Raw genomic sequence first — 20773 nt, 5'->3', positions numbered from 1 at the left:
TTACTTCAGTTCCGCCACCGCCACAGGGGCCACGTCATTATATTCCTGGTTTTCGCCGGTCATGCCCCAGACGAAGGCATAGGGGCCGGTGCCGGCGCCCATATGGATCGACCAGGCCGGCGAGATCACGCAATTGCCGTCCGCCACCACGAGATGGCGCGTCTCCGCGGGCTGGCCCATCAGGTGGATCACCCGGTCTTCCGGCGCGAGATCGAAATAGCAATAGGCCTCCATGCGCCGCTCATGCACATGGGGCGGCATGGTGTTCCAGGCGCTGCCTTCGGCCAGATCGGTGATGCCCATGAGCAGGAGGCAGGACGGCGCCACCTGCGGATGGATATACATGGCCAGCCGGCGCTTGTTGGAGCGCCTGTTTTCGCCGAGATCGATGGCCTTGGACTCGGCCTTTTTGATCAGGCGGTGCGGGATCTCGGTGCCGGCCGGCACCGAGTTGATGTAGAAGCGGGCGGGTGCTTGGGAGGACCGGCTTTCTACAGTGATTTCCTTGGCGCCGCGCCCGACATAGAGCACGTCGCGATTGTCCATTTCATAAGCGGTGCCATCGACCGTGACCGTGCCGGCGCCGCCCAGATTGGCGATGCCCATTTCGCGCGCCGAAAGCAGGTATTCCGTGCCGATATCGGCGCCGGAGCCAAATGTGAGTGTCTTGGTGACCGGCATGGCGCCGCCCAGGATCAGGCGGTCGACATGGGTATAGGTAAGTTTCACCTGATCGGCGACGAAGGTGTCGGTCAGCAGGAAGGCATCGCGCAGCTGCTGCGTGTCATAGGCCTTCACATCCTGCGGGGCGGCCCCATAGAGCACGTTCATGGTCATCGGGTCTCTCCGTTTTCGCCCACATGCTGCAGGGCTTCCTGCAGGCACAGGATGGCCAGCGCCTGGCCATAGCCGGTCGGCTGGATCGGAATGTCACGGTAGAACTGCAGGTCATGGCCCATACGGGTGCCATAGGACACGTTCAGCACCGTGCCGCTCGCGTCGATGTTCTTCATGACGGCGGCCAGCGCCTTCAAGCCGGCGTCGCGCCATTCCACCGGTCCGAGACCGAGGCGATAGCCCTTCATCAGGCCATAGCCGATGCCGGCGGTTGAAGATATCTCTTCATAAGAGGATGGATCGTCCAGCAGCGTGCGCCAGGCGCCCGACGGAGCCTGCAGCGGCAGCAGCGCATCGACCTGCGCCTTCAAGACGCCGAGCAGATAGCCCTTTACCGGCTCCTGGATATCGGCGAGGTCCATAAGGTCGAGAATGCCAGCCGTGATCCAGGCATTGCCGCGGGCCCAGCGTGCCCGGGCGAAATTGTGCCGGCCATCGAAGGTCCAGCCATGGAACCACAGGCCCGTTTCAGTATCCGCGAGGTAGCGGGTGTGGACGAGGAACTGGCGCTCCGCCTCCACGACAAGCTCGCGGCGGCCACTGGCCTGCCCATAGCTCGCCAGGAACAGGGCGACCATATAGAGCGTGTCGTCCCACAGCTCGTTGTTATTGATCTTGTCGGAGACGTGGTGCTCGAAGCCGCCTTCCGGCGTGCGGCCAAGCTCGGTCATGCAGCGGTTGGCCCAGCCATCGAGAACCGGCTGCCAGCGCGGATCGCGCGTCTTGGCCCAGAGCACGGAGAGGCCCAGCATCGGCGCCGTGGTATTGACGTTGAGGCTCGGCAGGCCGGCCTTGATGCGGGCGTCGTACCAGCCTTCGATCAGCTGCTGGAGGTCGTCGCGGCCGGTGAACAGCCAGAGCTTCAGCAGGCCATAGAGGCCCACGCCCTGCGGCCATTCCCAGCTGTCGAAACTGATGTAATCACCGGCGGTGCCATCGAGATTGGGCTCGTGAAAACGCCCATCATGCTTCAAACCGGTCATCCCGGTCGCGAGCCTATCCAGGCCCACGCGAATATCCTGGCCAGTGATGGCCTCAATGACGGCCATTGGCATGCCTCCCTATCTCCCCGCTCTATCGGCGGCTCCTTGGGACAAATAATGCATGAGGAAATGACTTGCGCAATTTGAAAATTTTTCTCATGTTCGGCGCAGGGGGATGACCATGACATCAAAGCCACTGCCCGGAAAACGCGGCAAGAAGAGCCGCCGCGTGCGGCTGGAAGACATTGCCGCGGCCTGCAACGTCTCGCTCAGCACCGCGTCGCGGGCGCTGGCCGGTGAAAAGGGCGTGCGGCCCGATATCCGCCAGATGGTGCTGGAAGCCGCGAAAAACGCCAATTATTCCGTGCCGACGGCGGTTGCCGGGCAGAAGGTGATATTGGCTGCATCCAGTGCGGCGATGATCGACTATGTACGCAACCAGTTCACGCTTTACGTGCTGGAGGGGCTGAAGGAGCGCGCCCAGGTGCTGGGGCTCGACATCGTCACGCGGCCGATCGCCGACCGGGCGGAAGAACTGACCATGCTGGCCGAAGCCCGCGATGATGCCGATGTGGCGGGTGTCCTGTTCCTGACCGTCGATGACGAGGCCATGCTGGCCGCCAGCCGCGGCTTCGACAAGCCCGTCGTGCTGCTCAACGGTGACGATCCGCTGATGCGGCTATCCAGTGTAACCCCCTGCAACCGCTCCAGCGCGCAGGTGGCGACGGATCACCTGATTTCGCTGGGCCACCAGCGTATCCTGTTTTTCATGCGGCCGGGTCGTCGCACGATCGAGCGTCGCTATGAGGGGTGGCGGGATGCGCTGCGCCATCACGGCCTGCCGGTGGACGAAAGCCTCGTGGTGCCGGTCGAGGACTGGCTGCCGGAACTGGCGGCGCAGGCGGTGGCGCAGCGGATCGCCGAGCGCGGCCTGGATTTCACCGCCGTCCTGGCCGCCGGCGATAGCCTCGCCGTCGGCGCCATGATGGGCGTGCAGCAGATGGGCTTTTCCGTGCCGGGCGATGTCTCCGTCATGGGCATGGACGACCTGCCGCAGGCCGCATTCCAGAATCCACCGCTGACGACGATGCATATCCCGATGAAGGAGATCGGCTCCGTCGCGCTCGACCTGTTGCGCGACAATCTCTCGACCCTGCCCATGCCGCCACGCCGGGTGGAGCTTGCCTGCCATCTGGTGGAGAGGGCCTCGACGGGGCCGGCGCGGGCAGTAAGCGCTCAGCCAAACTCGTTAGCTGCGCAGAGGAGCCTTAAACCGGCGAGGCATTGAAGCGAGGCTCGGACGTGGTCGGACTCGTCGGCTTCGCACCCCCTCATCCGGCGCTACGCGCCACCTTCTCCCCGCCGGGGAGAAGACGAACCGCCAGCCTTTTCGCCCGACAGTCGAAGTCGGCAGGACGGCAGCGGTGAGGTTATAGAAGACAGCGCCGACGGATTGTCTTCTCCCCAGCGGGGAGAAGGTGGCGCGTAGCGCCGGATGAGGGGGTGGCGGAGCCAACAACTACACGGAAACCCCCATCTCAAGCCACCGGCAGTCGTTCTCCCAGCAAAGCGATGGTCTCGCTGTCGCAATTGGCGAAGGCAAAGCGCAGATAGCCGTCCAGCCCCTTGCCGAAATAGGCGCCGGGCAGGGTCAGGATGCCGCTTTCCTTGGCCAGCCGCTCTGCCACCTCTGCAGACGATTTGCTGTCGAAGGGATGGCGCACGAAGGCGAAATAGGCGCCGACGGCGCCAATCTGCCACGGACCCTGGCCGAGCGTCGCCTTCAGCACGTCCGATCGGCGGCCGATTTCCCGTCGGTTGTCTTCGCGCCAGTCGGCGAGCATCGGCAGGGCTTCTGCCACGGCGGCCTGGGCGGAGCGCGGCGCGCAGATCTGCAGGTTGTCCATGACCTTGGCGACTTCCGTGATGACAGCCTCTCCCGCCGTGATCGCACCCAGCCGATGGCCGGGAATGCAGAAGCTTTTGGAAAAGCTGTAGAGGCCGACCAGCGTGTCCTGCCAGCCGGGCCTGGCGAACAGTCCATGGGGCCGGGTCATGCCATCCGGCAGGAAATCGCGATAGGTCTCATCCAGGATCAGCCAGATGCCGCGCTCCCGGCAAAGATCATAGATCGCCTCCAGCAGGGGCTCCGGATAGATCGCTCCGGTGGGATTGTTGGGCGAAACCAGCGCCAGCGCCCTGACATCATGCGTGATGGCTGCGGCGATATCGGCCAGGTCAGGCAGGAAGCCGCTCTCCGCCGGGCAGTTCACCAGCCGTGGCCGGACGCCCATCATCTGGAAGGTCGTCTCATGGTTGAAATAATAGGGATTGCTCATCAGCACCGTCTCGCCTGGACCGGCAACGGCCATGGCGGTCGCGGCAAAGGCCTGGTTGCAGCCCGAGGTGATGTGGATATTGCCGGCCTTGATCTCGCCGCCATAGATCTCGCTGACATGGGCGGCATAGGCCGTCCGCAACACCGTCTCGCCTTCGATCGGCCCGTAGCCGGTATAGGCCGGCGAAGCGGCAAACTGGCCGAGCAGCCTGAGCATGTCGGGATGAGCCGGATAGCCGGGCACGGCCTGGGACAGGTCGATCATCGGCCCGCGGCTGCCGTCATAGGCGCGGCCCCAGGCAAAGACGGAGGGAATGGGCGGGGCCGACAGGCGGGTAACATTCGGATTAAGAATAGGCATGACGTGGCTTTCGAGTGGACTGAAGGGTGTTGGCCGCAGCCCCTAGGCGCGGCTTTTGCGTTTGCTGGCGGGTGCGGTTCGCCGCGGGGCAGGCGCCGAGACAGGCTGGAAACTTTCGGAACTGCGGCCGGAGCGCCCGCGCAAAAGCGTGCGCGCAGACGTCTGCGGCTCCGGCAGGCTGTCGGCTTCCAGCGAGGCGAACAGCCAGTCGATGAAGACCTTGACGATGGGCGCTGCCCTCAGCGCCGGGCGGCAGGCGACATAGAAGGCATCATTGGCCGGCACGCTGAGGTCAAACGGCACAATCAACTCGCCCCGCGCGATGAGGTTGCCGGCGGTGATCGGATCACCCAGCGCAATGCCCTGGCCATGCAGTGCCGCTTCCGTCGAAAGCCGGGCATCGCTCATGAAATGCTGCTGGGTGCGTGTGACATCGACAGCGTCGGCAGCCGTCAGCCAGGTGTTCCACTCGCGGCCGTCATCCCCGTGGATCAGCGTGTGATCGGAGAGATCGCGGATCGAGCGCAGCGGCTTGGAGTTGATCAGCGTCGGACTGGCGATCGGAAACAGCCGGAGATGGCTCCACAGCCGCGCCCAGCAATCCGCCCAGTTGCCGTCGCCATAGAGGATGCAGATATCGACTTCGGGGGAATGCAGCCTGGCCGGATCATTCGCCGCGATCAGCGTCAGCCGGACATCGGGATACTGCTCGGTGAAGCGATGCAGACGCGGAATGATCCAGAAGGACAGAAGGGCAGGAACGCAGGTGATCGTCAGGTCGCCGCTGGTGGCGGGACGCTTCATCATCGCTGTCGCTGCCGCAATCTCGCCGAAGGCCTGGCTCACCGCCGGCAGCAACAGGGCGGCCTGCGGCGTCAGCTTCAGGCGCTTTGCCCCGCGCTCGAACAGAGCAACGCCCAGCGATTCTTCCAGCGCGCGGATCTGGTGGCTCACCGCGCCATGGGTGACATTCAACTCCCGCGCCGCGGCCGACACCGATCCACGCCTGGCCGCTGCTTCGAAGGCGCGCAGCGGATTGAGAGGCGGAAGACGGCTGTGCATGGCAAAATGGCTCGTGAGTTTTTCTCACGTAAATCGCTATAACAATGTCAATTGATTTTCCAGTCTTGTTGGGGTGATATGGTGAAAACAAGGGCAAAAGTCCGGGGGAGCCAAATTTTGTGCGCTTGCACGCTTCCGCCTTGCCCTCGCGACAGGAAAGACGAAGCACATGGCCTTTGATGCAGACAAGCTGGCAGCCCTCCGGGCGAAATATGGCGAAAGCCGCAATGGCGAGATTTTCGACCCTGCCTTCCAGAAGGTCGGCGACAAGATCTTTTCCAACGGCACCCGACAGGCACCCTTTGCCGGCGTTCCGACCTTCCTCTCCGCGCCCTATCGCCAAGTGGATGCGCAAAACCCCGATTTCGGCGATCTGCAAGTGGCGATCACGGGCGTGCCGATGGACCTGGGGGTTACAAACCGGCCGGGCTCACGCTTCGGACCGCGCGCCTTGCGCGCCATCGATCGCATCGGGCCGTATAACCATGTGCTGGGCTGCGCGCCGGTGCATGAGCTGAAGGTGGCCGATATCGGCGACGTGCCGCTACGCAGCCGCTACCGGCTGGAACAGGCGCATGAGGATATCGAGAAGCGCTTCAACCAGATCGTCGATGCCGGTGTGACGCCGCTTGCGGTGGGCGGCGATCACTCGATCAGCTATTCGATCCTCCGCGCCGTCGGCAGACAAGCTCCCGTGGGCATGATCCATATCGACGCCCATTGCGATACCAGCGCGCCCTTCGAGGACACCAAGTTCCACCATGGCGGCCCCTTCCGCCAGGCGGTGCTGGACGGCGTGCTCGATCCCACCCGCACCGTGCAGATCGGCATTCGCGGCTCGGCGGAATATCTGTGGGAATTCACCTATGAATCCGGCATGACGGTGATCCATGCGGAAGAGGTGACCGGGCTCGGCATGCCCGCCATCATCGAGAAGGCGCGCGCTATCGTCGGCGATGGGCCGACCTATCTGTCCTTCGACATCGACAGCCTCGATCCATCCTTTGCGCCGGGCACCGGCACGCCCGAAGTCGGCGGCCTCACCACCCGCGAGGTGCTGGAACTGATCCGTGGCCTCAAGGGCATCAACCTCGTCGGCGGCGATGTCGTCGAAGTGGCGCCGCAATATGATGCCACGGCCAACACCGCCCATGCCGGCGCACAGGTGCTGTTTGAAATACTGAGCCTGATGGTCTTCAGCCCTTCCGTGACCAAGACCGCCTGATAAACTGACAACAAGTGGGAACGCGCCGACCCGGCACGAAACCGGGCGGCATCAACAGGAGAAAGACATGAGCGATATCATCAACACGAGGCTCAGCCGCCGCGCGGTGCTGGGCGCAGGCGTTGCCGGCGCCTCCATGCTGGCCATGCCGGCAATCCTCAAGGCGCAGGACAAGTCGCTGAAGATCGGCGTCTATGGCGGCTACTTCAAGGATTCGTTCGACAAGAACATCTTCCCGGAATTCACCAAGGCAACCGGCATCGCAGTCGAATCTGTCGCGGAACCCACGGGCGAAGCCTGGCTGGTGCAGCTAGAGCAGGCCGCCAAGGCCGGCCAGGCACCCGCCGACCTCTCGATGATGTCGCAGGTCGCCATGCTGAAGGGCCAGGCCACCGAACTCTGGTCGCCCATCGACATGGCCAAGCTGAAGAATGGCGGCAACCTGATCGACCATTTCGTCAACAAATATCCTGACGGTCGCGTCGCCGGCATTGGCGCGGTGGCCTGGTACATCACGCTGGTCACCAATACCGACACCTACAAGGAGGCGCCCACCTCCTGGGCAGCTCTGTGGGATCCGGCAAATGCCGACAAGCTCGGCCTTCTGGCGCTTGTCTCCAACTCCTTCCTCCTGGAAGTGACGGCCAAGACCCATTTCGGCGGCACCAATGCGCTGGACACGGAAGAGGGCCTGCTGAAGGCCTTCGAAAAGCTCGCGGAAGTGAAGCCGAATGTCCGCCTCTGGTATCGCGACGAAGCCCAGTTCGAACAGGCGCTGAAATCGGGCGAAATCCCAATGGGCCAGTACTACCATGACGTCACGGGCCTTGCCGCTGCCGATGGCCAGCCGGTTCGTTCCACCTTCCCCAAGGAAGGCGGCATTCAGGATTCCGGTTGCTGGGCCCTGTCGCGCGCCTCGAAGAAGAGCGAGGAAGCGCATATCTTCATCGACTACATGTGCCAGCCGGCGATCCAGGCGACCCTCTCGCGCAAGGTAGGCACCTCGCCCACGGTCAAGCGCGAGCTGCTGGACCTGACGGCGGACGAATTCGCCGCCGTTTCCTCCGACATCGCGCCGATCATCCCCCGCTACGACCTCTACCAGACCAAGTCGGACTGGCTGAACCAGAAGTGGACGGAAATGATCGCTGGCTGACGGGACTGCATTGCGCCTCCTCCCTTGAGCGGGGAGGAGGTGGCTGCTCCTTTTGCAGCCGTCCGGCCCGCGTGGTAATGTCGCCTCATGGCCATCTGGAGACGAAGTCATGACGATGAGCGTGCGGGATGTGAAATCCGATCTATCCGAACTCGTGGATGAGGTGATCAAAGGTGGCAGCGTCACCATCACGCGCGATGGCAAGCCCGTGGCGACGCTGGTGCCGGTTGAGAGCGCAGCTGTTGACGTGGTGGCTCAGAAGCCCAAGCTCAACTTGATCGATCATTTGAAGGCATTTCCCGAGCCCGGCATGGTGTTTGAGCGCAACAGGTCACCGAGCCGGGATGTGGATCTTTGAAAGGCTACCTTCTGGACACCAATGCCGTTTCGTTGCTTTACAACGGGAGAGCATCGGCATCCTTCGAGGAGTGGCTTAGGCAGCGTTTTCGGGAAAATGCCCTGTTCCTCTCGTCGATCACCATTCTGGAAATTCAGAAGGGGATTACAAAGCTGGAGCTTGTGAAGGGTGGCAGTCCCGCAAGAGCACGAGCTCTGCAATCCTGGCTGCAGGGTCTTGTTCTGCAATACGAAAACAGCATCATCGTCGTAGACGTGGACGTTGCCTTTGCTGCGGGACGACTGGAGGGAACCATGATCGCGCGCGGCCACAATGCTGACTTGGCCGACCTCCTGATCGCTGCAACCGCCCAAACCCACAATCTCACGGTCGTCACGGCAAATATCAAGGATTTCGAAGCCCTTGAGGTTGCGTGCCTGGCGCCGTTTTGACCATAGTAAACATATCCTTACGATACTGGAACCCAAGAGCCCATGTCAGGACTGACCCTCGAAAACGTCACGAAGGAATTCGGCAATTTCACCGCCGTGAAAGGCGTGAACCTGACCGTCCCGCACGGCACCTTCGTCTGCCTGCTCGGGCCTTCGGGCTGCGGCAAGACCACGCTGATGCGCATGGTGGCGGGGCTCGATCTGCCGACGTCAGGTGCCGTCAGGCTTGACGGAGAAGACATCACCCATGTGCCGACTCACAAGCGCAATCTCGGCATGGTGTTCCAGTCGCTCGCGCTTTTTCCGCATCTGACAGTGGGGGAGAACATCGCCTATTCGCTGCGCATTCGCGGTGCCGCGAAGGAGGAACAGAAGAAACGGGTTGAGGAACTGCTCGGCATGATCCACCTCTCGGGCTATGCCGACCGCCCGGTCACCAAGCTCTCGGGCGGTCAGCGCCAACGCGTCGCGATCGCCCGGGCGCTCGCTATCTCGCCAAAACTCTTTCTGCTGGATGAGCCGCTGTCGGCGCTCGATGCCAAGCTGCGCGAAGCCATGCAGGTGGAACTCAGGCAATTGCAGCAGCGGCTCGGTATCACCACCATCGTCGTCACCCATGACCAGCGCGAGGCGATGACCATGGCCGATACCGTTGTGGTCATGAGCGGCGGGAAGATCCGCCAGGCCGCACCGCCGGTTCAGATCTATCGCCGCCCGGCCGATACCTTCGTGGCCGATTTCATTGGCTCCACCAACCTCCTGGATTTCGAAGCCGACAGCAGCGGTCGCGTGCGGGTGCTCGGCGCCCCGGTCGAGGGGTTGACCGCGCCTGGATTGCAGAAGGGCATCCTGTCCGTCCGCCCGGAAGATGTGCAACTCACTGCCCCCGGCGGCGCCACCATCCCGGCAACCGTCACCTTTGTGCGTGATCTCGGCGGCACCATCGAGACCTTCGTCGAGGCGGGCGGCAAGCAGATCGTCGCGGTCTCGATGCCCCATGCCAAGCCGGATGTCGCCGTCGGCCAGGCCGTGGGCTTGAGGCTATCGCCTGCGTCCTGCGTGGTGCTGAAGTCATGAGACGCGAAGCGCCGCAAAAGCTTGGCGATTACGGACCGCTGGTCTTTCCGGCGGGCATGCTGATCGTGTTTTTCGTCATTCCCTTCGCCACCATGATCGCCGTCTCCTTCTTCCAGCGCGATCCGGCCGGCTTCTATTCGCCCGCTTTCGTCACCGATAATTACGCCCGCTTCCTCAGCCTGTTCTTCGGCAAGGTGCTGGGCTTTTCGCTGTGGCTGGCGGTGGCGGTGGCGATCTGCTGCGTGGTGCTGGCGCTGCCCTTCACCTATCTGCTGTCGCGCGGGTCGCGGCGGGCACAGGTGCTGTGGCTGGTGGCGCTGCTGTCGGTCCTGTCGCTGTCGGAAGTCATTATCGGCTTTGCCTGGTCCACCCTGTTTTCCAGGACGGCGGGCATCACCAATCTGTTCGTGGCCATCGGCCTGATGGACAAGCCCGTGGCCCTTAACCCCAGCTTCGGCGCGGTGCTGACCGCGATGGTCTACCAGGCGCTGCCCTATACTGTGCTGGTGCTCTATCCCGCTCTCGTCCGGCTCGACCCAACGCTGACGGAAGCCGCACGCACGCTTGGTGCATCGCCGGTCAAGGCCTTCTTCACCGTGGTCGTCCCCGCGCTGCGCAACACTATCATCGCCACGCTGATCATGGTCTTCATCTTCGCGCTGGGCAGCTATCTCCTGCCGCAGATCCTAGGCCGGCCGCAACATTGGACGCTCTCGGTCATGATCACCGACCAGGCGATCTACCAGTCCAACATGCCCTTCGCTGCCGCCATGGCCGTGTTCCTGGTGCTGGTGACGCTGGGTCTCGTGGCGCTCACCCTCTATGCCGGACGCAAGGGAGAGGCAGCATGAACACGCTTGCCCAGCGCATCTATTTCGCGATGTTCGGCCTGTTCCTGGCTTTGCCGCTGATCGTCGTCGCCGGCGTCTCGGTCAATGAAAAACAGAACCTTGCCTTCCCGCCTCAAGGGTTTTCGCTCGCCTGGTATGGGGAGATCTTCAGGAATCCGGAATGGCGCAACGCCCTCATAGCCTCGCTGACGTTGGCGGCCTTGTCCGCCGCCGTGGCGCTGGCCATCGCGCTGCCGCTGGCCTGGTTCCTGTGGCGCCGTCATGCGCCCTGGGCCAATATCTTCCAGGTTCTGGGCGTCGCGCCCTTCACCCTGCCGCCTGTTATCACCGCGCTTGGGCTCCTGACCTTCTGGGCAACGACCGGCTTCTATGGCCAGCCCTGGACGGCCGTCATATCGCATGCGATCTTCTTCGTGACGCTGCCGCTGGTGACGCTCTCGCTCGGCTTTTCCGCCATCGACCGCTCGCTGGTGGAAGCGGCGGCCACCATGGGCGCTGACGATCGCACGATCTTTCGCACCGTGGTCCTGCCGCTGATCCTGCCCTATCTGGTATCGGGTTATGCCTTCGCCTTCGTGCTGTCGCTGAACGAGTATATCGTCGCCTATATGACCGTGGGCTTCGTGATGGAAACGCTGCCGATCAAGATCTTCAACGCGCTGCGCTATGGCTACACGCCGACCATGGCCTCTGTTACGATCCTGTTCGTGGCAGTCGCGGCGATCATCTTCGGCCTTGTCGCCCGGTTCGGCGATCTGCCGAAACTGCTGGGCGCGATGGCGGAAGACGACAGATAGGATCGAGAGCATGAAGATAGCCGCCTTGCAGATGCAGGCCGTCGCGGGTGATGTTGACGCCAATCTGGAGCGTATCGCCCGGGCCGCGAAAGAGGCGGCGGCGAATGGAGCCAGTCTTCTGGTCGCGCCTGAACTGGCTGTCACAGGCTACGGTGCTGCCGAAGCGTTTCCCGATCTGGCCGGTACCTTCATGGGTGATGTCAGTGAACGCCTGTTCCGCATCGCCCGGGAAAACCGCATCGCCGTGGTTGCCGGTTTCGCCGAGCGGGCGGGCGAACAGATTTTCAACAGCGCGCTTTTTACCGATGGCGAGGGGAAGATAGCGCTCTATCGAAAGTCCAATCTTTATGGCGACTACGAGCGCAGCTGGTTTACGCCGGAACAGCCGTCCACCGTACTGGTGGAGCATGGCGGCCTGAAGTTCGGCATGCTGATCTGCTACGATGTCGAGTTTCCGGAAAATGTCCGGCGGCTGGCGCTCGCCGGCGCCGACCTCGTGGTGGTGCCGACCGCCCTGCCGAAGGGGTCGTCGGGCAATTTCATCGCCAATCACATGATCCAGGTGCGCGCCTTCGAAAACCAGGTTTTCGTCGCCTATGTCAACCACTGCGGCGCCGACGCCAAGTTCAGCTATGCCGGCCAGTCTCGTATCGCCGCCCCGGATGGCAGCCTGCTCGGCCAGGGTCCGGACGAGGGCGAGGCGCTGATCATTGCAGAGATCGTGCCGGACAATTTTGCCCGCTCGCGGGCTGAAAACACCTATCTCGCTGATCTTGTGACCAGCAACTGAGCGGCACACAGATGGTGGGGCTCCTTAAGCAAGGTCGCTTCACGGCTGCGGCGGCAGAAACAGGCTTTCGGCATCCCGAACCAGTCTTGCAATGAAATCGGCCGTGGCCGCGATGCGGGGCATGCTGCGGGTATCGGCATGGACTGTTATCCAGAAGCTGCGGATCAGCCTGACTTCCCGCGGCAGAATGCGCATCAGCCTCCGGTCGCCTTCCGCCAGGAAGCAGGGCAGAACGCACAGCCCCAGCCCCGAGGCGGTTGCCTGCATCTGCGCCACCACGCTGGAGGAGCGCAGCCGCGGCGCGATCGATCGGGATATCGAGGGGATATAGTCGAGTTCCGGCGCGAAGATCAGGTCATCGATATAGCTGATGAAGGGATGGCGGGCGAGGTCGTCGCTGGTCTTCAGGTCCTGCCAATCCGCCGCCCGGGCCGCCGCACCATAGACGCCCAGCTCGTAATCCGTGAGCTTGCGCCCCTGCAGGCGCTCGGCCTGCGGCTGGGAGAGGCCGATGGCGATATCCGCCTCCCGCTTGGACAGGTTGAAGCTGCGCGGCATGGCCACAAGGTCGATATCGAGCTCCGGATGCATCTGGCAGAGCGCGCCGATCCGGGGCGCCAGGAAGGCCGTGCCGAAGCCATCGGGAGAACCGATCCTGACCGTGCCCGAGACCGCCGCACTTTCCTCCGCGATCGAGGTTTGCGCCCCGAAGACCGAGGTTTCCATGTCCTCTGCCCGCGCCACAAGACGCTCCCCCTGCGGGGTCAGCCGATAACCCGCCACGTCCCGGTCGAACAGCTTCACGCCGAGCGCGCCTTCCAGCGCCGAGATGCGGCGGCTCAGCGTGGCATGGTTGATCTTGAGGCGCCTCGCCGCCGTGGTCAGCTTTCCCGCGCGGGCCACCGCGAGGAACGACCGTAGAAGGTCCCAATCGATCGTCTTCTGCATGCGAATTTCCGCACAGGTGAGGTGAGATATTTACGGTATCGCGGTGCGAAATTTCATGCAAGCATAGTGGAAAATAGGTTTGGAGGAACCTGGGGGCAGCATGAATTTTGGCCTGAGCGAAGAGCAGGCGGCAATTGCCGAGATGGCGCGCGGGTTTGCGGCGGACGAGCTTGCACCTTTTGCGCTGGATTGGGATCGCGACAAGCATTTCCCGGTGGAGACCCTGCGAAAGGCCGCGGCTCTCGGCATGGGCGGTATCACCGTGCGCGAGGATGTCGGCGGCTCCGGCCTTGGTCGGCTGGATCAGGTCGTCATCATCGAGGCGCTGGCCACGGGCTGTCCGTCGATTGCCGCCTATATCTCGATCCACAACATGTGCGCCGGCATGATCGACAGGTTCGGCAGCGAGGCGCAGCGCGCCCAGTGGCTGCCCGGCATCGTGACCATGCAACAACTGACGAGCTATTGCCTGACGGAGCCCGGCGCCGGCTCTGATGCGGCGGCACTTGCCACCCGCGCGGAGCGCGATGGTGACCACTACGTGCTGACGGGACAGAAGCAGTTCATCTCCGGGGCTGGCACATCGGATGTCTATATCGTCATGGCCCGTACCGGCGAGGCTGGCCCGCGCGGCATTTCCGCCTTCCTTGTGCCGCGTGAAACCGATGGCCTGAGCTTCGGAGCCAATGAGCGCAAGATGGGCTGGAATGCCCAGCCCACCCGAGCTGTTATCATGGACCGCGTGCGCGTTTCCGCTGAAAACCGCTTAGGCGCGGAGGGGGAGGGCTTTCGCATCGCCATGTCCGGGCTTGACGGCGGCCGCATCAACATCGCCGCCGCCTCGCTGGGCGGCGCGCAATCGGCCTTTGACAGGACGCTGGCCTATATGGGCGAACGACGCGCCTTCGGCCAGCAGCTCAACAGCTTCCAGGCCCTGCAATTCCGCTTGGCCGACATGGCAACCGATCTCGAGGTGGCCCGCACCTTCCTGTGGCGGGCGGCAGTGGCGCTGGATGCCGGCGCGGCCGATGCCACGAAGCTCTGCGCCATGGCCAAGCGCGTGGTGACCGACTGTTGTTTCGAGGTGGCCAACCAGGCGCTGCAACTGCATGGCGGCTATGGCTATCTCAGCGAATACGGCATCGAGAAGATCGTCCGGGATCTTCGCGTCCACCAGATCCTCGAGGGCACCAACGAGATCATGCGCCTGATCATCGCCAGGGCGGTCCTCGGCCACAGAAACGGATAATGTCATGACCGCGGATTTGAATACCGAAAACCATGTCCTGGTCGAGCAGACCGGCTCCCTCGGCGTGATCACGCTCAACAGGCCAAAGGCCTTGAACAGCCTGACCTATGAGATGGTGCAGGCGGTCGATGCCGCGCTCACCCGGTTCGAAGGCGAGCCAAGCGTCGCCGCCGTGCTGGTCTGCGGCGCGGGCGAGCGCGGGTTATGCGCCGGCGGCGATATCCGGCAGGTCTTGGAGAGCGTGAAGGCGGGCAAGACAGCCCAGGCCGCGGCCTTCTGGCGCGACGAATACCGCATGAATGCCCGTATCAGCCATTTCCCGAAACCCTACATCGCCATCATGGACGGCATCACCATGGGCGGCGGCGTCGGCATATCAGCCCATGGCAGCCACCGCATCGTCACCGAGCGGTTGCGGCTCGCCATGCCGGAAACGGGGATTGGCTTCTTTCCCGATGTCGGCGCGACCTGGCTATTGACGCGCAAGCCGGGCGAATTCGGCCTGTTCATGGGCCTCACGGGCGAGATCATCGGCGCCGATGACGCTATCCGTGTCGGTCTTGCAGACGCTTTCGTGCCATCAGAGAAGATCGCCGCGCTGCGCGAGGCGCTGTCCGCCGTCCCTCCCGGCGGAGGTGCCGGCGCCGTCAGCGCGGCGATCGCCCGTTTTGTGCAAACGCCGCCGCCATCCCCTGTTAGTGATGCGGACCGGGCGATGATCGACCGGGTCTTTGCTCATGAGACGGTAGAGGGCATTCTGGCGGCGCTGGAGCAGGAAGAGGGGGCGTTTGCGGCACGCATTCTCGGCGTGCTCAATTCCCGCTCGCCGACCGCGTTGAAAATCGCGCTCCGGATGCTGCGGCTGGCGCGCGGCTCGCCAAGTCTTGAGGAATGCCTGAACAGGGAATTCGCCGGCTCCGCCCAGATCCTGACACTCGGCGATTTTCATGAGGGCGTGCGCGCCGCGGTCATCGACAAGGACCGCAATCCACGCTGGCAGCCGGCAAGCCTGGCCGAAGTCACCGAGGGGACCATCGCACCCTTCTTTAAGCCACACCAAGAGCCGCCATTCGGGCGGCCATAGCGGGAGAGACAGCCATGAAAAGCGTGACGGCCTTTGTCGGCCTCGGCAATATGGGCGGGCCGATGGCGGCCAATCTGGTGAAGGCGGGCCATGCCGTGCGCGGCTTCGACCTGTCCGAAGCATCGCGAGATATGGCCGCAAAGGCCGGCATCCAGGTCTTTGCAACACTGGACGAGGCCGTATCCGGCGCCTCTGTCGTCATCACGATGCTGCCCGCCGGCCGCCATGTGCTGGGAGTCTGGTCGGAACTTGTGGCGCTTGTTTCTCCCGGCACGCTGCTAATCGATTGCTCGACCATCGACGTGGACAGCGCCCGCAAGGCCCACGCGCTTGCCGCGGACAAGGGCTGTCTTTCGCTTGACGCGCCGGTCTCCGGCGGCATCGGCGGTGCGGCGGCAGCGACGCTGACCTTCATGGTCGGCGGTCCCGACGAGAGTTTCGCGCGGGGCAAACCCGTGCTGGAGGCCATGGGCAAGCGCATCGTTCATTGCGGCGCCGCCGGTTCGGGACAGGCCGCCAAGATCTGCAACAACATGATCCTCGGCGTCACCATGGCCGCCGTCGGCGAAGCCTTTGTGCTGGGCGAGAAACTCGGCCTGTCGCACCAGGCGCTGTTCGATGTTGCCTCCACCTCCTCGGGCCAGTGCTGGTCCATCAACACCTATTGCCCGGTGCCCGGTCCGGTGCCCACATCGCCTGCCAACAACGACTATAAACCGGGGTTCGCCACCGCACTGATGCTGAAGGACCTGCGCCTTGCCCAGGAAGCGGCACTCGCCAGCGGCGCCACCACGCCGCTGGGCGCCCAGGCCGCCCAGCTCTACGGCCTGTTCGAAAAGCTCGGCCATGGCGGGGAGGACTTTTCCGCCATCGTGAAGTTTTTCCGAGAGCAGGGGGCGGCGTAGAGGCCGCTTAGCTCTTCGGTTTTTGTACGCTCCAGCACGGCGAGGACTTGTAGCTTTCAAACGCCGCGCTCTTGCCGTTTTCCGGCAGTGGATATTCCACCAGTGTCTTGTTCCAGGAATTTATACGCAGAACCGCCTTGGGACTGGTCCTGAGGACTTCAATGAGCGTCTTGGCATTCGCCGCAGACATCAAAAATCTGCTCCCCCACACATATTCGCCGTCATAGTTCATATCGTTTGCATAGGTTATTTCTTCGAGGCGCAATATATATTCGTCATCAATGGGATGCTGTCCTTTCTCGGCTTTCGTCGTGAAGGACAGGTAGAGTGCAAACCTCTCAACCGAATAATTTGTGTAGCCTGGATAAGACTCGTCTGCCGCATCCTGTTCCGCGGTTGCAGCATGTAAGGTGGCTGGCTTCAGCGGAACGAAGATCTGCAGGTAGTCGCTACGGAAATTCTCAGAGAATTCGCAGGAGAATTTTACATATTCTTCGTCAACGTCGACAAAGAAGTATATTCCGGTTTCGTTGGCTTCATAATCGCCAATCCTGTCCGCAAGGGATGGCGTGGCTGCCAGCGCGACTATGGCCGCTGCTGAACTCACTCTTGCACGCTGTTTCAACGACACTCCGGCCCGCTCCCCGTGTGAAAATTGGAATACGCGACAAAAAAACACGCGTGGCAGGCCATGGCAAGTCCGGGGATGCCGCACCACAACCCCGTTGACATCCCCACCCCGTTGCGCCACTTTCGCCTCCATTCCGAGGGGGGCATCGAACGATGCTGAGATGGCGGTGAGCCGGACCCTTGAACCTGATCCGGGTCATGCCGGCGTAGGAACGGAAAACGGCTATCTCGCGCCACTTTCTCTTCTCCGCTTTGCCTGGATCTCCGTGATATCTATCGGGAGATCTTGATATGCCATTGCCATCGACACCCACGACGCGCAATCCCGCGCTGATACCGAAAGAGCGACGGCGCAAGGGCTGAAGCCATGCGCCTCCTCCATACAGGCCTGTCGCTCGCGCTGTTGCTCGGGCTGTGGCAGGCCGTGGTCTCCGGTTTTCAGCCGCCGCGCTATATCCTGCCGTCGCCGGCCGGCGTGCTACAGGCACTTGCACGGCAGCCGGCCTTTCTCGCGGAACACGCGCTCATCACATCAGCGGAAATCCTGCTGGGTTTCGCCGCCGGCAGTTTCGTTGGCGCGGGCGTTGCCTTTGCGGTCGCGGCCTTGCCGCGGGTGGGGCGGCTTGCCTGGCCCATGGTGCTGGTGTTGCAGGCCTTTCCGGTATTCGTGCTGGCACCCGTGCTGGTGCTCTGGCTGGGCTTCGGCATGGCGTCGAAGGTGGCGATGACCACGCTGATCATCTTCTTTCCCGTGGCTTCCGCCTTTGCCGACGGTCTCAACCGCACGCCGCGCGAGTTGCTTGACGCCGCGGCACTGACGAAGGCCAGCCACTGGCAGATGCTCATTCATATCCGCCTGCCGCTCGGCCTGCCCGGCCTTGCCACCGGCCTGCGGGTCGCCGCCCCGCTGGCCCCGCTCGGTGCCGTCATCGGCGAATGGGTCGGCGCCTCGGGCGGCCTCGGCTTCGTCATGGTCCAGGCCAATGCCCGCATGCAGACCGATACCGTCTTTGCCGCCATGGCCGTGCTTGCCGCGCTGACCGTCGTCATGCGGTCCGCCGTCGATCGCGCGACGCGCCACCTCACGCCCTGGGCCATGGAAACCCAGGGACATCCCGCTTCCCCGCATCCCCTCTGGAGATCAACGACATGATCCGCAAAGCTCTGACATCACTCACGCTCGCGCTCGCCCTGCTGCCGGCCGTTCCAGCCGCGGCCGCCGACCGGCTGACAGTGCTGCTCGAATGGTTCGTCAATCCCGATCACGCGCCGATGGTGATTGCCGCCGAAAAGGGCTTCTTTGCCGAGGAGGGACTTGAGGTGGAACTGATCCCACCATCCGACCCCTCCGCCGTGCCGCGGCTCGTTTCTGCCGGGCAGGCCGATATCGGCGTGCATTACCAGCCTAATCTTTATCTCGACCATGAGGCGGGCCTGCCGCTGAAGCGCTTCGGCACGCTGGTGGAAACGCCGCTGAATACGGTGACGGTGCTGGCGGACGGCGCGATCAAGACACTGGCGGATCTGAAGGGCAAGCGTGTCGGCTATTCGGTCAGCGGCTTTGAGGATGCCATGCTGGGCCGGATGCTGGCCTCGGCCGGCCTCACCAAGGCGGATGTGGAGCTGATCAACGTGAACTTCTCGCTCTCGCCCTCACTGATTGCGGGCAAGGTCGATGCGACGCTGGGCGGCTTTCGCAATTTCGAACTGACGCAGATGCGGATCGAAGGCCATGAAGGCCGCGCCTTCTTTCCCGAGGAACACGGCGTTCCCGTGTATGACGAGCTGATCTTCGTCACCCGCAACGATCTCATTGCCGATCCGCGCCTGCCGCGCTTCCTCCATGCCGTCGAGAAGGCCGCCGTCTACCTCACCAACCATCCTGAGGAGGCCTGGCAGCTGTTCGTCAAGGCCTATCCCAATCTTGAAGACACGCTGAACGCCCAAGCCTTCACCGACACGCTGCCCCGTTTCGCCAAGCGGCCGGCCGCGCTGGATCGCGCCCGCTACGCGCGGTTCGGCGCCTTCCTGGCGGAGAGCGGTTTGGTGAAGGCGGCGCCTGACGTGGAGGCGATTGCGGTGGAGCTGCGGTAAGGGCGAGACGAAACGGGTTCTGTCAGCCGTCTCTTTCGCTCAGGGTGGCTTCCGTGATGTTTCGGCCCCGCGCGAAAACACCGAGTATGAGGACATCTTCGTCCCTGACAGCGAAGGCGATGCTGACGCTTCGGCGGTATCCGATGATCCGCAGGCCTGTAATGCGGCTTTCCCGCACGGTTCCGCGTTCGGGAAATGTCTCGAGAGATTCGATGTAGCTGATCAGGCCGTCAACAAAATCGCCGGCGACACGGGCGCCGGCGGAGAGAGCTATATCGGCATAGAGGGTATCGAGCTCGGCTTCGGCCTGTGGGTGATAAACGACACGGAAAGCCATACCTTATTCGGCTTGCCCCGCATCCCGTTTGCGCTTGGCATCGAACCGGGCGCGAACGCTTTCAGCGGAAACAGCCAAGGAAGGATCTCGCATCATATCATCGTAACGCGCTGGAATTTCCTCATCGATCCAGCGATCACGGGCCTGCTCCAAATCTTCCAGCAGCCGCAAACCCGCACGAACAACCTCGCTGGCATCGCTGAAACGCCCGGACTCAAGCTGTTTGCGCACGAATTCTTCGTAATGGCTACCGAGAGCGACATGTGGCATGAGGTTTGTCCTTTCCGACAAGCCTGAATATGTGCCAGCAGCGGATCGATGGCAATAGTTGCGGCCATTCTGGCAAGCGCCCCCTCCGCCCATCTGCCAAGAACCCCGTCACGCCTCCTGTGCCGCGGTCGTCAGATAGCTCAGCACCGCGTCCGAGATCATCTGCTTGTGCCGGTCATAATATTGCGGCTCGGACAAATCGCGCTGGAAGATGGTGCCGAAGGTGTGGCGGTTCGAGACGCGGAAGAAGCAGAAGGCGCTGATCAGCATATGCAGGTCGATGGCATCGACGTCGCGGCGGAAGGTGCCGTCGGCGCGGCCGCGCTCGAGGATCTCGGTCATGGTGCTGATGATCGACAGGTTGACGTCGCGAAGCTCGGTCGAGCGCTGCATATGGACGGCATGGTGAATATTCTCGATCGACACCAGCCGCACGAAATCCGGGTTGCGCTCGTCATGGTCGAAGGTCGTGGAAATCAGCGTTTTCAGGGCTTGAGCCGGCGGCATTCCGGAAAGCTCAAGATCGGCTTCCAGCGATCGGATCTTGCGGTAGGCCTTTTCCAGAACAGCCAGATAAAGCCCTTCCTTGCTGCCGAAGTAGTAGTAGATCATGCGCTTGGAGGTGCGCGTCTTCTCCGCGATGGCATCCACCCGGCCCCCCGATAGCCCAAACTCGGAAAACTCCTCGGTGGCGACCGCCAGGATATCCTCGCGCGTCTTCTCCGGGTCGTTCTTGCGCAGCTTGCGCGTGGCGTCTGTCATGGTGTCTCACTTCGAAGGCGGGCGGCGGCAGGCTATCGCTTCTTTCTATCCAGAATGCTCAACCGTTTCAATCGAGCCGCCGCATCGTCACATTGACATGTACTAATTGGTACATTATTCATTTGCAGACAGAATGAGAACCTCAAGCCAGATCCACTGGCGAGGCCG

At 62.9% G+C, this 20773-nt stretch carries 23 protein-coding genes and 1 riboswitch; of the genes, 14 read left to right on the top strand and 9 right to left on the bottom strand.

Features of this window, described 5'->3' with window-relative positions; all coding sequences use genetic code 11:
• On the bottom strand, window positions 1-837 hold the full coding sequence (kduI, locus tag B9A97_RS17350; RefSeq protein ID WP_084366621.1) for a 5-dehydro-4-deoxy-D-glucuronate isomerase: 837 nt from the start codon (window positions 835-837) through the stop codon (window positions 1-3).
• Entirely contained in the window at window positions 834-1946 is a 1113-nt protein-coding gene (locus B9A97_RS17345; protein ID WP_084366620.1) for a beta-galactosidase BglB, read from the bottom strand. Before B9A97_RS17345 ends, kduI begins: the two co-directional genes overlap by 4 nt.
• A 115-nt stretch (window positions 1947-2061) precedes the next feature.
• Here B9A97_RS17345 and B9A97_RS17340 point away from each other — a divergent pair, with 115 nt between their 5' ends.
• Window positions 2062-3168, top strand: coding sequence for a LacI family DNA-binding transcriptional regulator (locus B9A97_RS17340; protein ID WP_084366675.1), 1107 nt, complete (start codon window positions 2062-2064; stop codon window positions 3166-3168).
• A 250-nt stretch (window positions 3169-3418) separates the two neighbouring features.
• Here B9A97_RS17340 and B9A97_RS17335 read toward each other — a convergent pair whose 3' ends face one another.
• Entirely contained in the window at window positions 3419-4579 is a 1161-nt protein-coding gene (locus B9A97_RS17335; protein ID WP_084366619.1) for an aminotransferase, read from the bottom strand.
• A 42-nt stretch (window positions 4580-4621) separates the two neighbouring features.
• Window positions 4622-5641 carry a LysR substrate-binding domain-containing protein gene (locus B9A97_RS17330; RefSeq protein WP_084366618.1) on the bottom strand — a complete coding sequence of 340 codons (1020 nt, stop codon included), beginning with the start codon at window positions 5639-5641 and terminating at the stop codon, window positions 4622-4624.
• A gap of 169 nt (window positions 5642-5810) precedes the next feature.
• Between B9A97_RS17330 and speB the strand changes: the two genes are divergently transcribed.
• From speB to B9A97_RS17290, 8 genes are all read left to right on the top strand, one after another.
• Window positions 5811-6866 (top strand): agmatinase, encoded by a 1056-nt coding sequence (speB, locus tag B9A97_RS17325; RefSeq protein WP_084366617.1) that lies wholly within the window; start codon window positions 5811-5813, stop codon window positions 6864-6866.
• Window positions 6867-6933: 67 nt separating this feature from the next.
• Complete coding sequence (locus B9A97_RS17320) at window positions 6934-8022, top strand: ABC transporter substrate-binding protein (protein ID WP_084366616.1); 1089 nt, start codon at window positions 6934-6936, stop codon at window positions 8020-8022.
• 109 nt (window positions 8023-8131) lie between these two features.
• Window positions 8132-8380, top strand: coding sequence for a type II toxin-antitoxin system Phd/YefM family antitoxin (locus B9A97_RS17315; RefSeq protein ID WP_084366615.1), 249 nt, complete (start codon window positions 8132-8134; stop codon window positions 8378-8380).
• Entirely contained in the window at window positions 8377-8811 is a 435-nt protein-coding gene (locus B9A97_RS17310) for a type II toxin-antitoxin system VapC family toxin (RefSeq protein WP_084366614.1), read from the top strand. The genes B9A97_RS17315 and B9A97_RS17310 overlap by 4 nt, the downstream gene beginning before the upstream one ends.
• Before the next feature lie 42 nt (window positions 8812-8853).
• Complete coding sequence (locus B9A97_RS17305) at window positions 8854-9888, top strand: ABC transporter ATP-binding protein (RefSeq protein WP_084366613.1); 1035 nt, start codon at window positions 8854-8856, stop codon at window positions 9886-9888.
• Window positions 9885-10739: an ABC transporter permease gene (locus B9A97_RS17300; RefSeq protein ID WP_084366612.1), complete on the top strand. Its 855-nt coding sequence runs from the start codon at window positions 9885-9887 to the stop codon at window positions 10737-10739. Before B9A97_RS17305 ends, B9A97_RS17300 begins: the two co-directional genes overlap by 4 nt.
• Window positions 10736-11536, top strand: a complete 801-nt coding sequence (locus B9A97_RS17295; protein ID WP_084366611.1) for an ABC transporter permease — start codon at window positions 10736-10738, stop codon at window positions 11534-11536. Before B9A97_RS17300 ends, B9A97_RS17295 begins: the two co-directional genes overlap by 4 nt.
• Window positions 11537-11546: 10 nt before the next feature.
• Entirely contained in the window at window positions 11547-12326 is a 780-nt protein-coding gene (locus B9A97_RS17290; protein ID WP_084366610.1) for a carbon-nitrogen hydrolase family protein, read from the top strand.
• Window positions 12327-12365: 39 nt separating this feature from the next.
• On the opposite strand, the gene B9A97_RS17285 is transcribed toward B9A97_RS17290, so the two are convergent.
• A complete protein-coding gene (locus B9A97_RS17285) occupies window positions 12366-13274 on the bottom strand; it encodes a LysR family transcriptional regulator (protein ID WP_084366609.1) in 909 nt (302 codons plus the stop codon).
• A 100-nt stretch (window positions 13275-13374) separates the two neighbouring features.
• Between B9A97_RS17285 and B9A97_RS17280 the strand changes: the two genes are divergently transcribed.
• From B9A97_RS17280 to mmsB, 3 genes are read left to right on the top strand one after another with little or no spacing between them, the layout of a single operon-like run.
• A complete protein-coding gene (locus tag B9A97_RS17280; RefSeq protein ID WP_084366608.1) occupies window positions 13375-14523 on the top strand; it encodes an acyl-CoA dehydrogenase family protein in 1149 nt (382 codons plus the stop codon).
• A gap of 4 nt (window positions 14524-14527) precedes the next feature.
• A complete protein-coding gene (locus tag B9A97_RS17275; RefSeq protein ID WP_179145321.1) occupies window positions 14528-15607 on the top strand; it encodes an enoyl-CoA hydratase/isomerase family protein in 1080 nt (359 codons plus the stop codon).
• A 14-nt stretch (window positions 15608-15621) separates the two neighbouring features.
• Entirely contained in the window at window positions 15622-16512 is an 891-nt protein-coding gene (mmsB, locus tag B9A97_RS17270) for a 3-hydroxyisobutyrate dehydrogenase (protein WP_084366607.1), read from the top strand.
• 7 nt (window positions 16513-16519) lie between these two features.
• Here mmsB and B9A97_RS17265 read toward each other — a convergent pair whose 3' ends face one another.
• The gene (locus B9A97_RS17265; protein ID WP_143530544.1) at window positions 16520-17137 is read right to left on the bottom strand and encodes a hypothetical protein; all 618 of its coding nucleotides are present in this window, start codon (window positions 17135-17137) and stop codon (window positions 16520-16522) included.
• A gap of 132 nt (window positions 17138-17269) precedes the next feature.
• Window positions 17270-17372, top strand: a riboswitch (TPP riboswitch).
• A 137-nt stretch (window positions 17373-17509) separates the two neighbouring features.
• Here B9A97_RS17265 and B9A97_RS17260 point away from each other — a divergent pair.
• Together B9A97_RS17260 and B9A97_RS17255 are read left to right on the top strand one after the other, a co-directional pair.
• Window positions 17510-18295, top strand: a complete 786-nt coding sequence (locus B9A97_RS17260; RefSeq protein WP_084366605.1) for an ABC transporter permease — start codon at window positions 17510-17512, stop codon at window positions 18293-18295.
• Window positions 18295-19236 (top strand): ABC transporter substrate-binding protein, encoded by a 942-nt coding sequence (locus B9A97_RS17255; RefSeq protein WP_084366673.1) that lies wholly within the window; start codon window positions 18295-18297, stop codon window positions 19234-19236. The genes B9A97_RS17260 and B9A97_RS17255 overlap by 1 nt, the downstream gene beginning before the upstream one ends.
• 22 nt (window positions 19237-19258) lie before the next feature.
• Here B9A97_RS17255 and B9A97_RS17250 read toward each other — a convergent pair whose 3' ends face one another.
• The 3 genes from B9A97_RS17250 to B9A97_RS17240 all read right to left on the bottom strand — a co-directional run bounded on the left by B9A97_RS17250 (window position 19259) and on the right by B9A97_RS17240 (window position 20605).
• Entirely contained in the window at window positions 19259-19573 is a 315-nt protein-coding gene (locus tag B9A97_RS17250; RefSeq protein ID WP_084366604.1) for a type II toxin-antitoxin system RelE/ParE family toxin, read from the bottom strand.
• A gap of 3 nt (window positions 19574-19576) precedes the next feature.
• Window positions 19577-19843, bottom strand: a complete 267-nt coding sequence (locus B9A97_RS17245; RefSeq protein ID WP_084366603.1) for a type II toxin-antitoxin system ParD family antitoxin — start codon at window positions 19841-19843, stop codon at window positions 19577-19579.
• A gap of 108 nt (window positions 19844-19951) precedes the next feature.
• Window positions 19952-20605: a TetR/AcrR family transcriptional regulator gene (locus tag B9A97_RS17240; RefSeq protein ID WP_084366602.1), complete on the bottom strand. Its 654-nt coding sequence runs from the start codon at window positions 20603-20605 to the stop codon at window positions 19952-19954.
• Window positions 20606-20773 lie beyond the last annotated feature (168 nt).

This window comes from Rhizobium sp. RU36D, assembly GCF_900176345.1.
Lineage (GTDB): Bacteria > Pseudomonadota > Alphaproteobacteria > Rhizobiales > Rhizobiaceae > Allorhizobium.
The sequence above is the reverse complement of the archived record's forward strand: the minus strand, read 5'-3'. Positions and strand labels throughout refer to the sequence as shown.

Coding starts and splice junctions, on each gene's coding strand:
- B9A97_RS17305 (WP_084366613.1), top strand. CDS start 8,854: ATGTCAGGACTGACCCTCGAAAACGTCACGAAGGAATTCGGCAATTTC.
- B9A97_RS17345 (WP_084366620.1), bottom strand. CDS start 1,946: ATGGCCGTCATTGAGGCCATCACTGGCCAGGATATTCGCGTGGGCCTG.
- B9A97_RS17340 (WP_084366675.1), top strand. CDS start 2,062: ATGACATCAAAGCCACTGCCCGGAAAACGCGGCAAGAAGAGCCGCCGC.
- B9A97_RS17250 (WP_084366604.1), bottom strand. CDS start 19,573: ATGGCTTTCCGTGTCGTTTATCACCCACAGGCCGAAGCCGAGCTCGAT.
- B9A97_RS17295 (WP_084366611.1), top strand. CDS start 10,736: ATGAACACGCTTGCCCAGCGCATCTATTTCGCGATGTTCGGCCTGTTC.
- B9A97_RS17315 (WP_084366615.1), top strand. CDS start 8,132: ATGACGATGAGCGTGCGGGATGTGAAATCCGATCTATCCGAACTCGTG.
- mmsB (WP_084366607.1), top strand. CDS start 15,622: ATGAAAAGCGTGACGGCCTTTGTCGGCCTCGGCAATATGGGCGGGCCG.
- B9A97_RS17335 (WP_084366619.1), bottom strand. CDS start 4,579: ATGCCTATTCTTAATCCGAATGTTACCCGCCTGTCGGCCCCGCCCATT.
- B9A97_RS17245 (WP_084366603.1), bottom strand. CDS start 19,843: ATGCCACATGTCGCTCTCGGTAGCCATTACGAAGAATTCGTGCGCAAA.
- B9A97_RS17275 (WP_179145321.1), top strand. CDS start 14,528: ATGACCGCGGATTTGAATACCGAAAACCATGTCCTGGTCGAGCAGACC.
- B9A97_RS17300 (WP_084366612.1), top strand. CDS start 9,885: ATGAGACGCGAAGCGCCGCAAAAGCTTGGCGATTACGGACCGCTGGTC.
- B9A97_RS17280 (WP_084366608.1), top strand. CDS start 13,375: ATGAATTTTGGCCTGAGCGAAGAGCAGGCGGCAATTGCCGAGATGGCG.
- B9A97_RS17240 (WP_084366602.1), bottom strand. CDS start 20,605: ATGACAGACGCCACGCGCAAGCTGCGCAAGAACGACCCGGAGAAGACG.
- B9A97_RS17290 (WP_084366610.1), top strand. CDS start 11,547: ATGAAGATAGCCGCCTTGCAGATGCAGGCCGTCGCGGGTGATGTTGAC.
- B9A97_RS17320 (WP_084366616.1), top strand. CDS start 6,934: ATGAGCGATATCATCAACACGAGGCTCAGCCGCCGCGCGGTGCTGGGC.
- B9A97_RS17260 (WP_084366605.1), top strand. CDS start 17,510: ATGCGCCTCCTCCATACAGGCCTGTCGCTCGCGCTGTTGCTCGGGCTG.
- B9A97_RS17330 (WP_084366618.1), bottom strand. CDS start 5,641: ATGCACAGCCGTCTTCCGCCTCTCAATCCGCTGCGCGCCTTCGAAGCA.
- speB (WP_084366617.1), top strand. CDS start 5,811: ATGGCCTTTGATGCAGACAAGCTGGCAGCCCTCCGGGCGAAATATGGC.
- B9A97_RS17285 (WP_084366609.1), bottom strand. CDS start 13,274: ATGCAGAAGACGATCGATTGGGACCTTCTACGGTCGTTCCTCGCGGTG.
- kduI (WP_084366621.1), bottom strand. CDS start 837: ATGACCATGAACGTGCTCTATGGGGCCGCCCCGCAGGATGTGAAGGCC.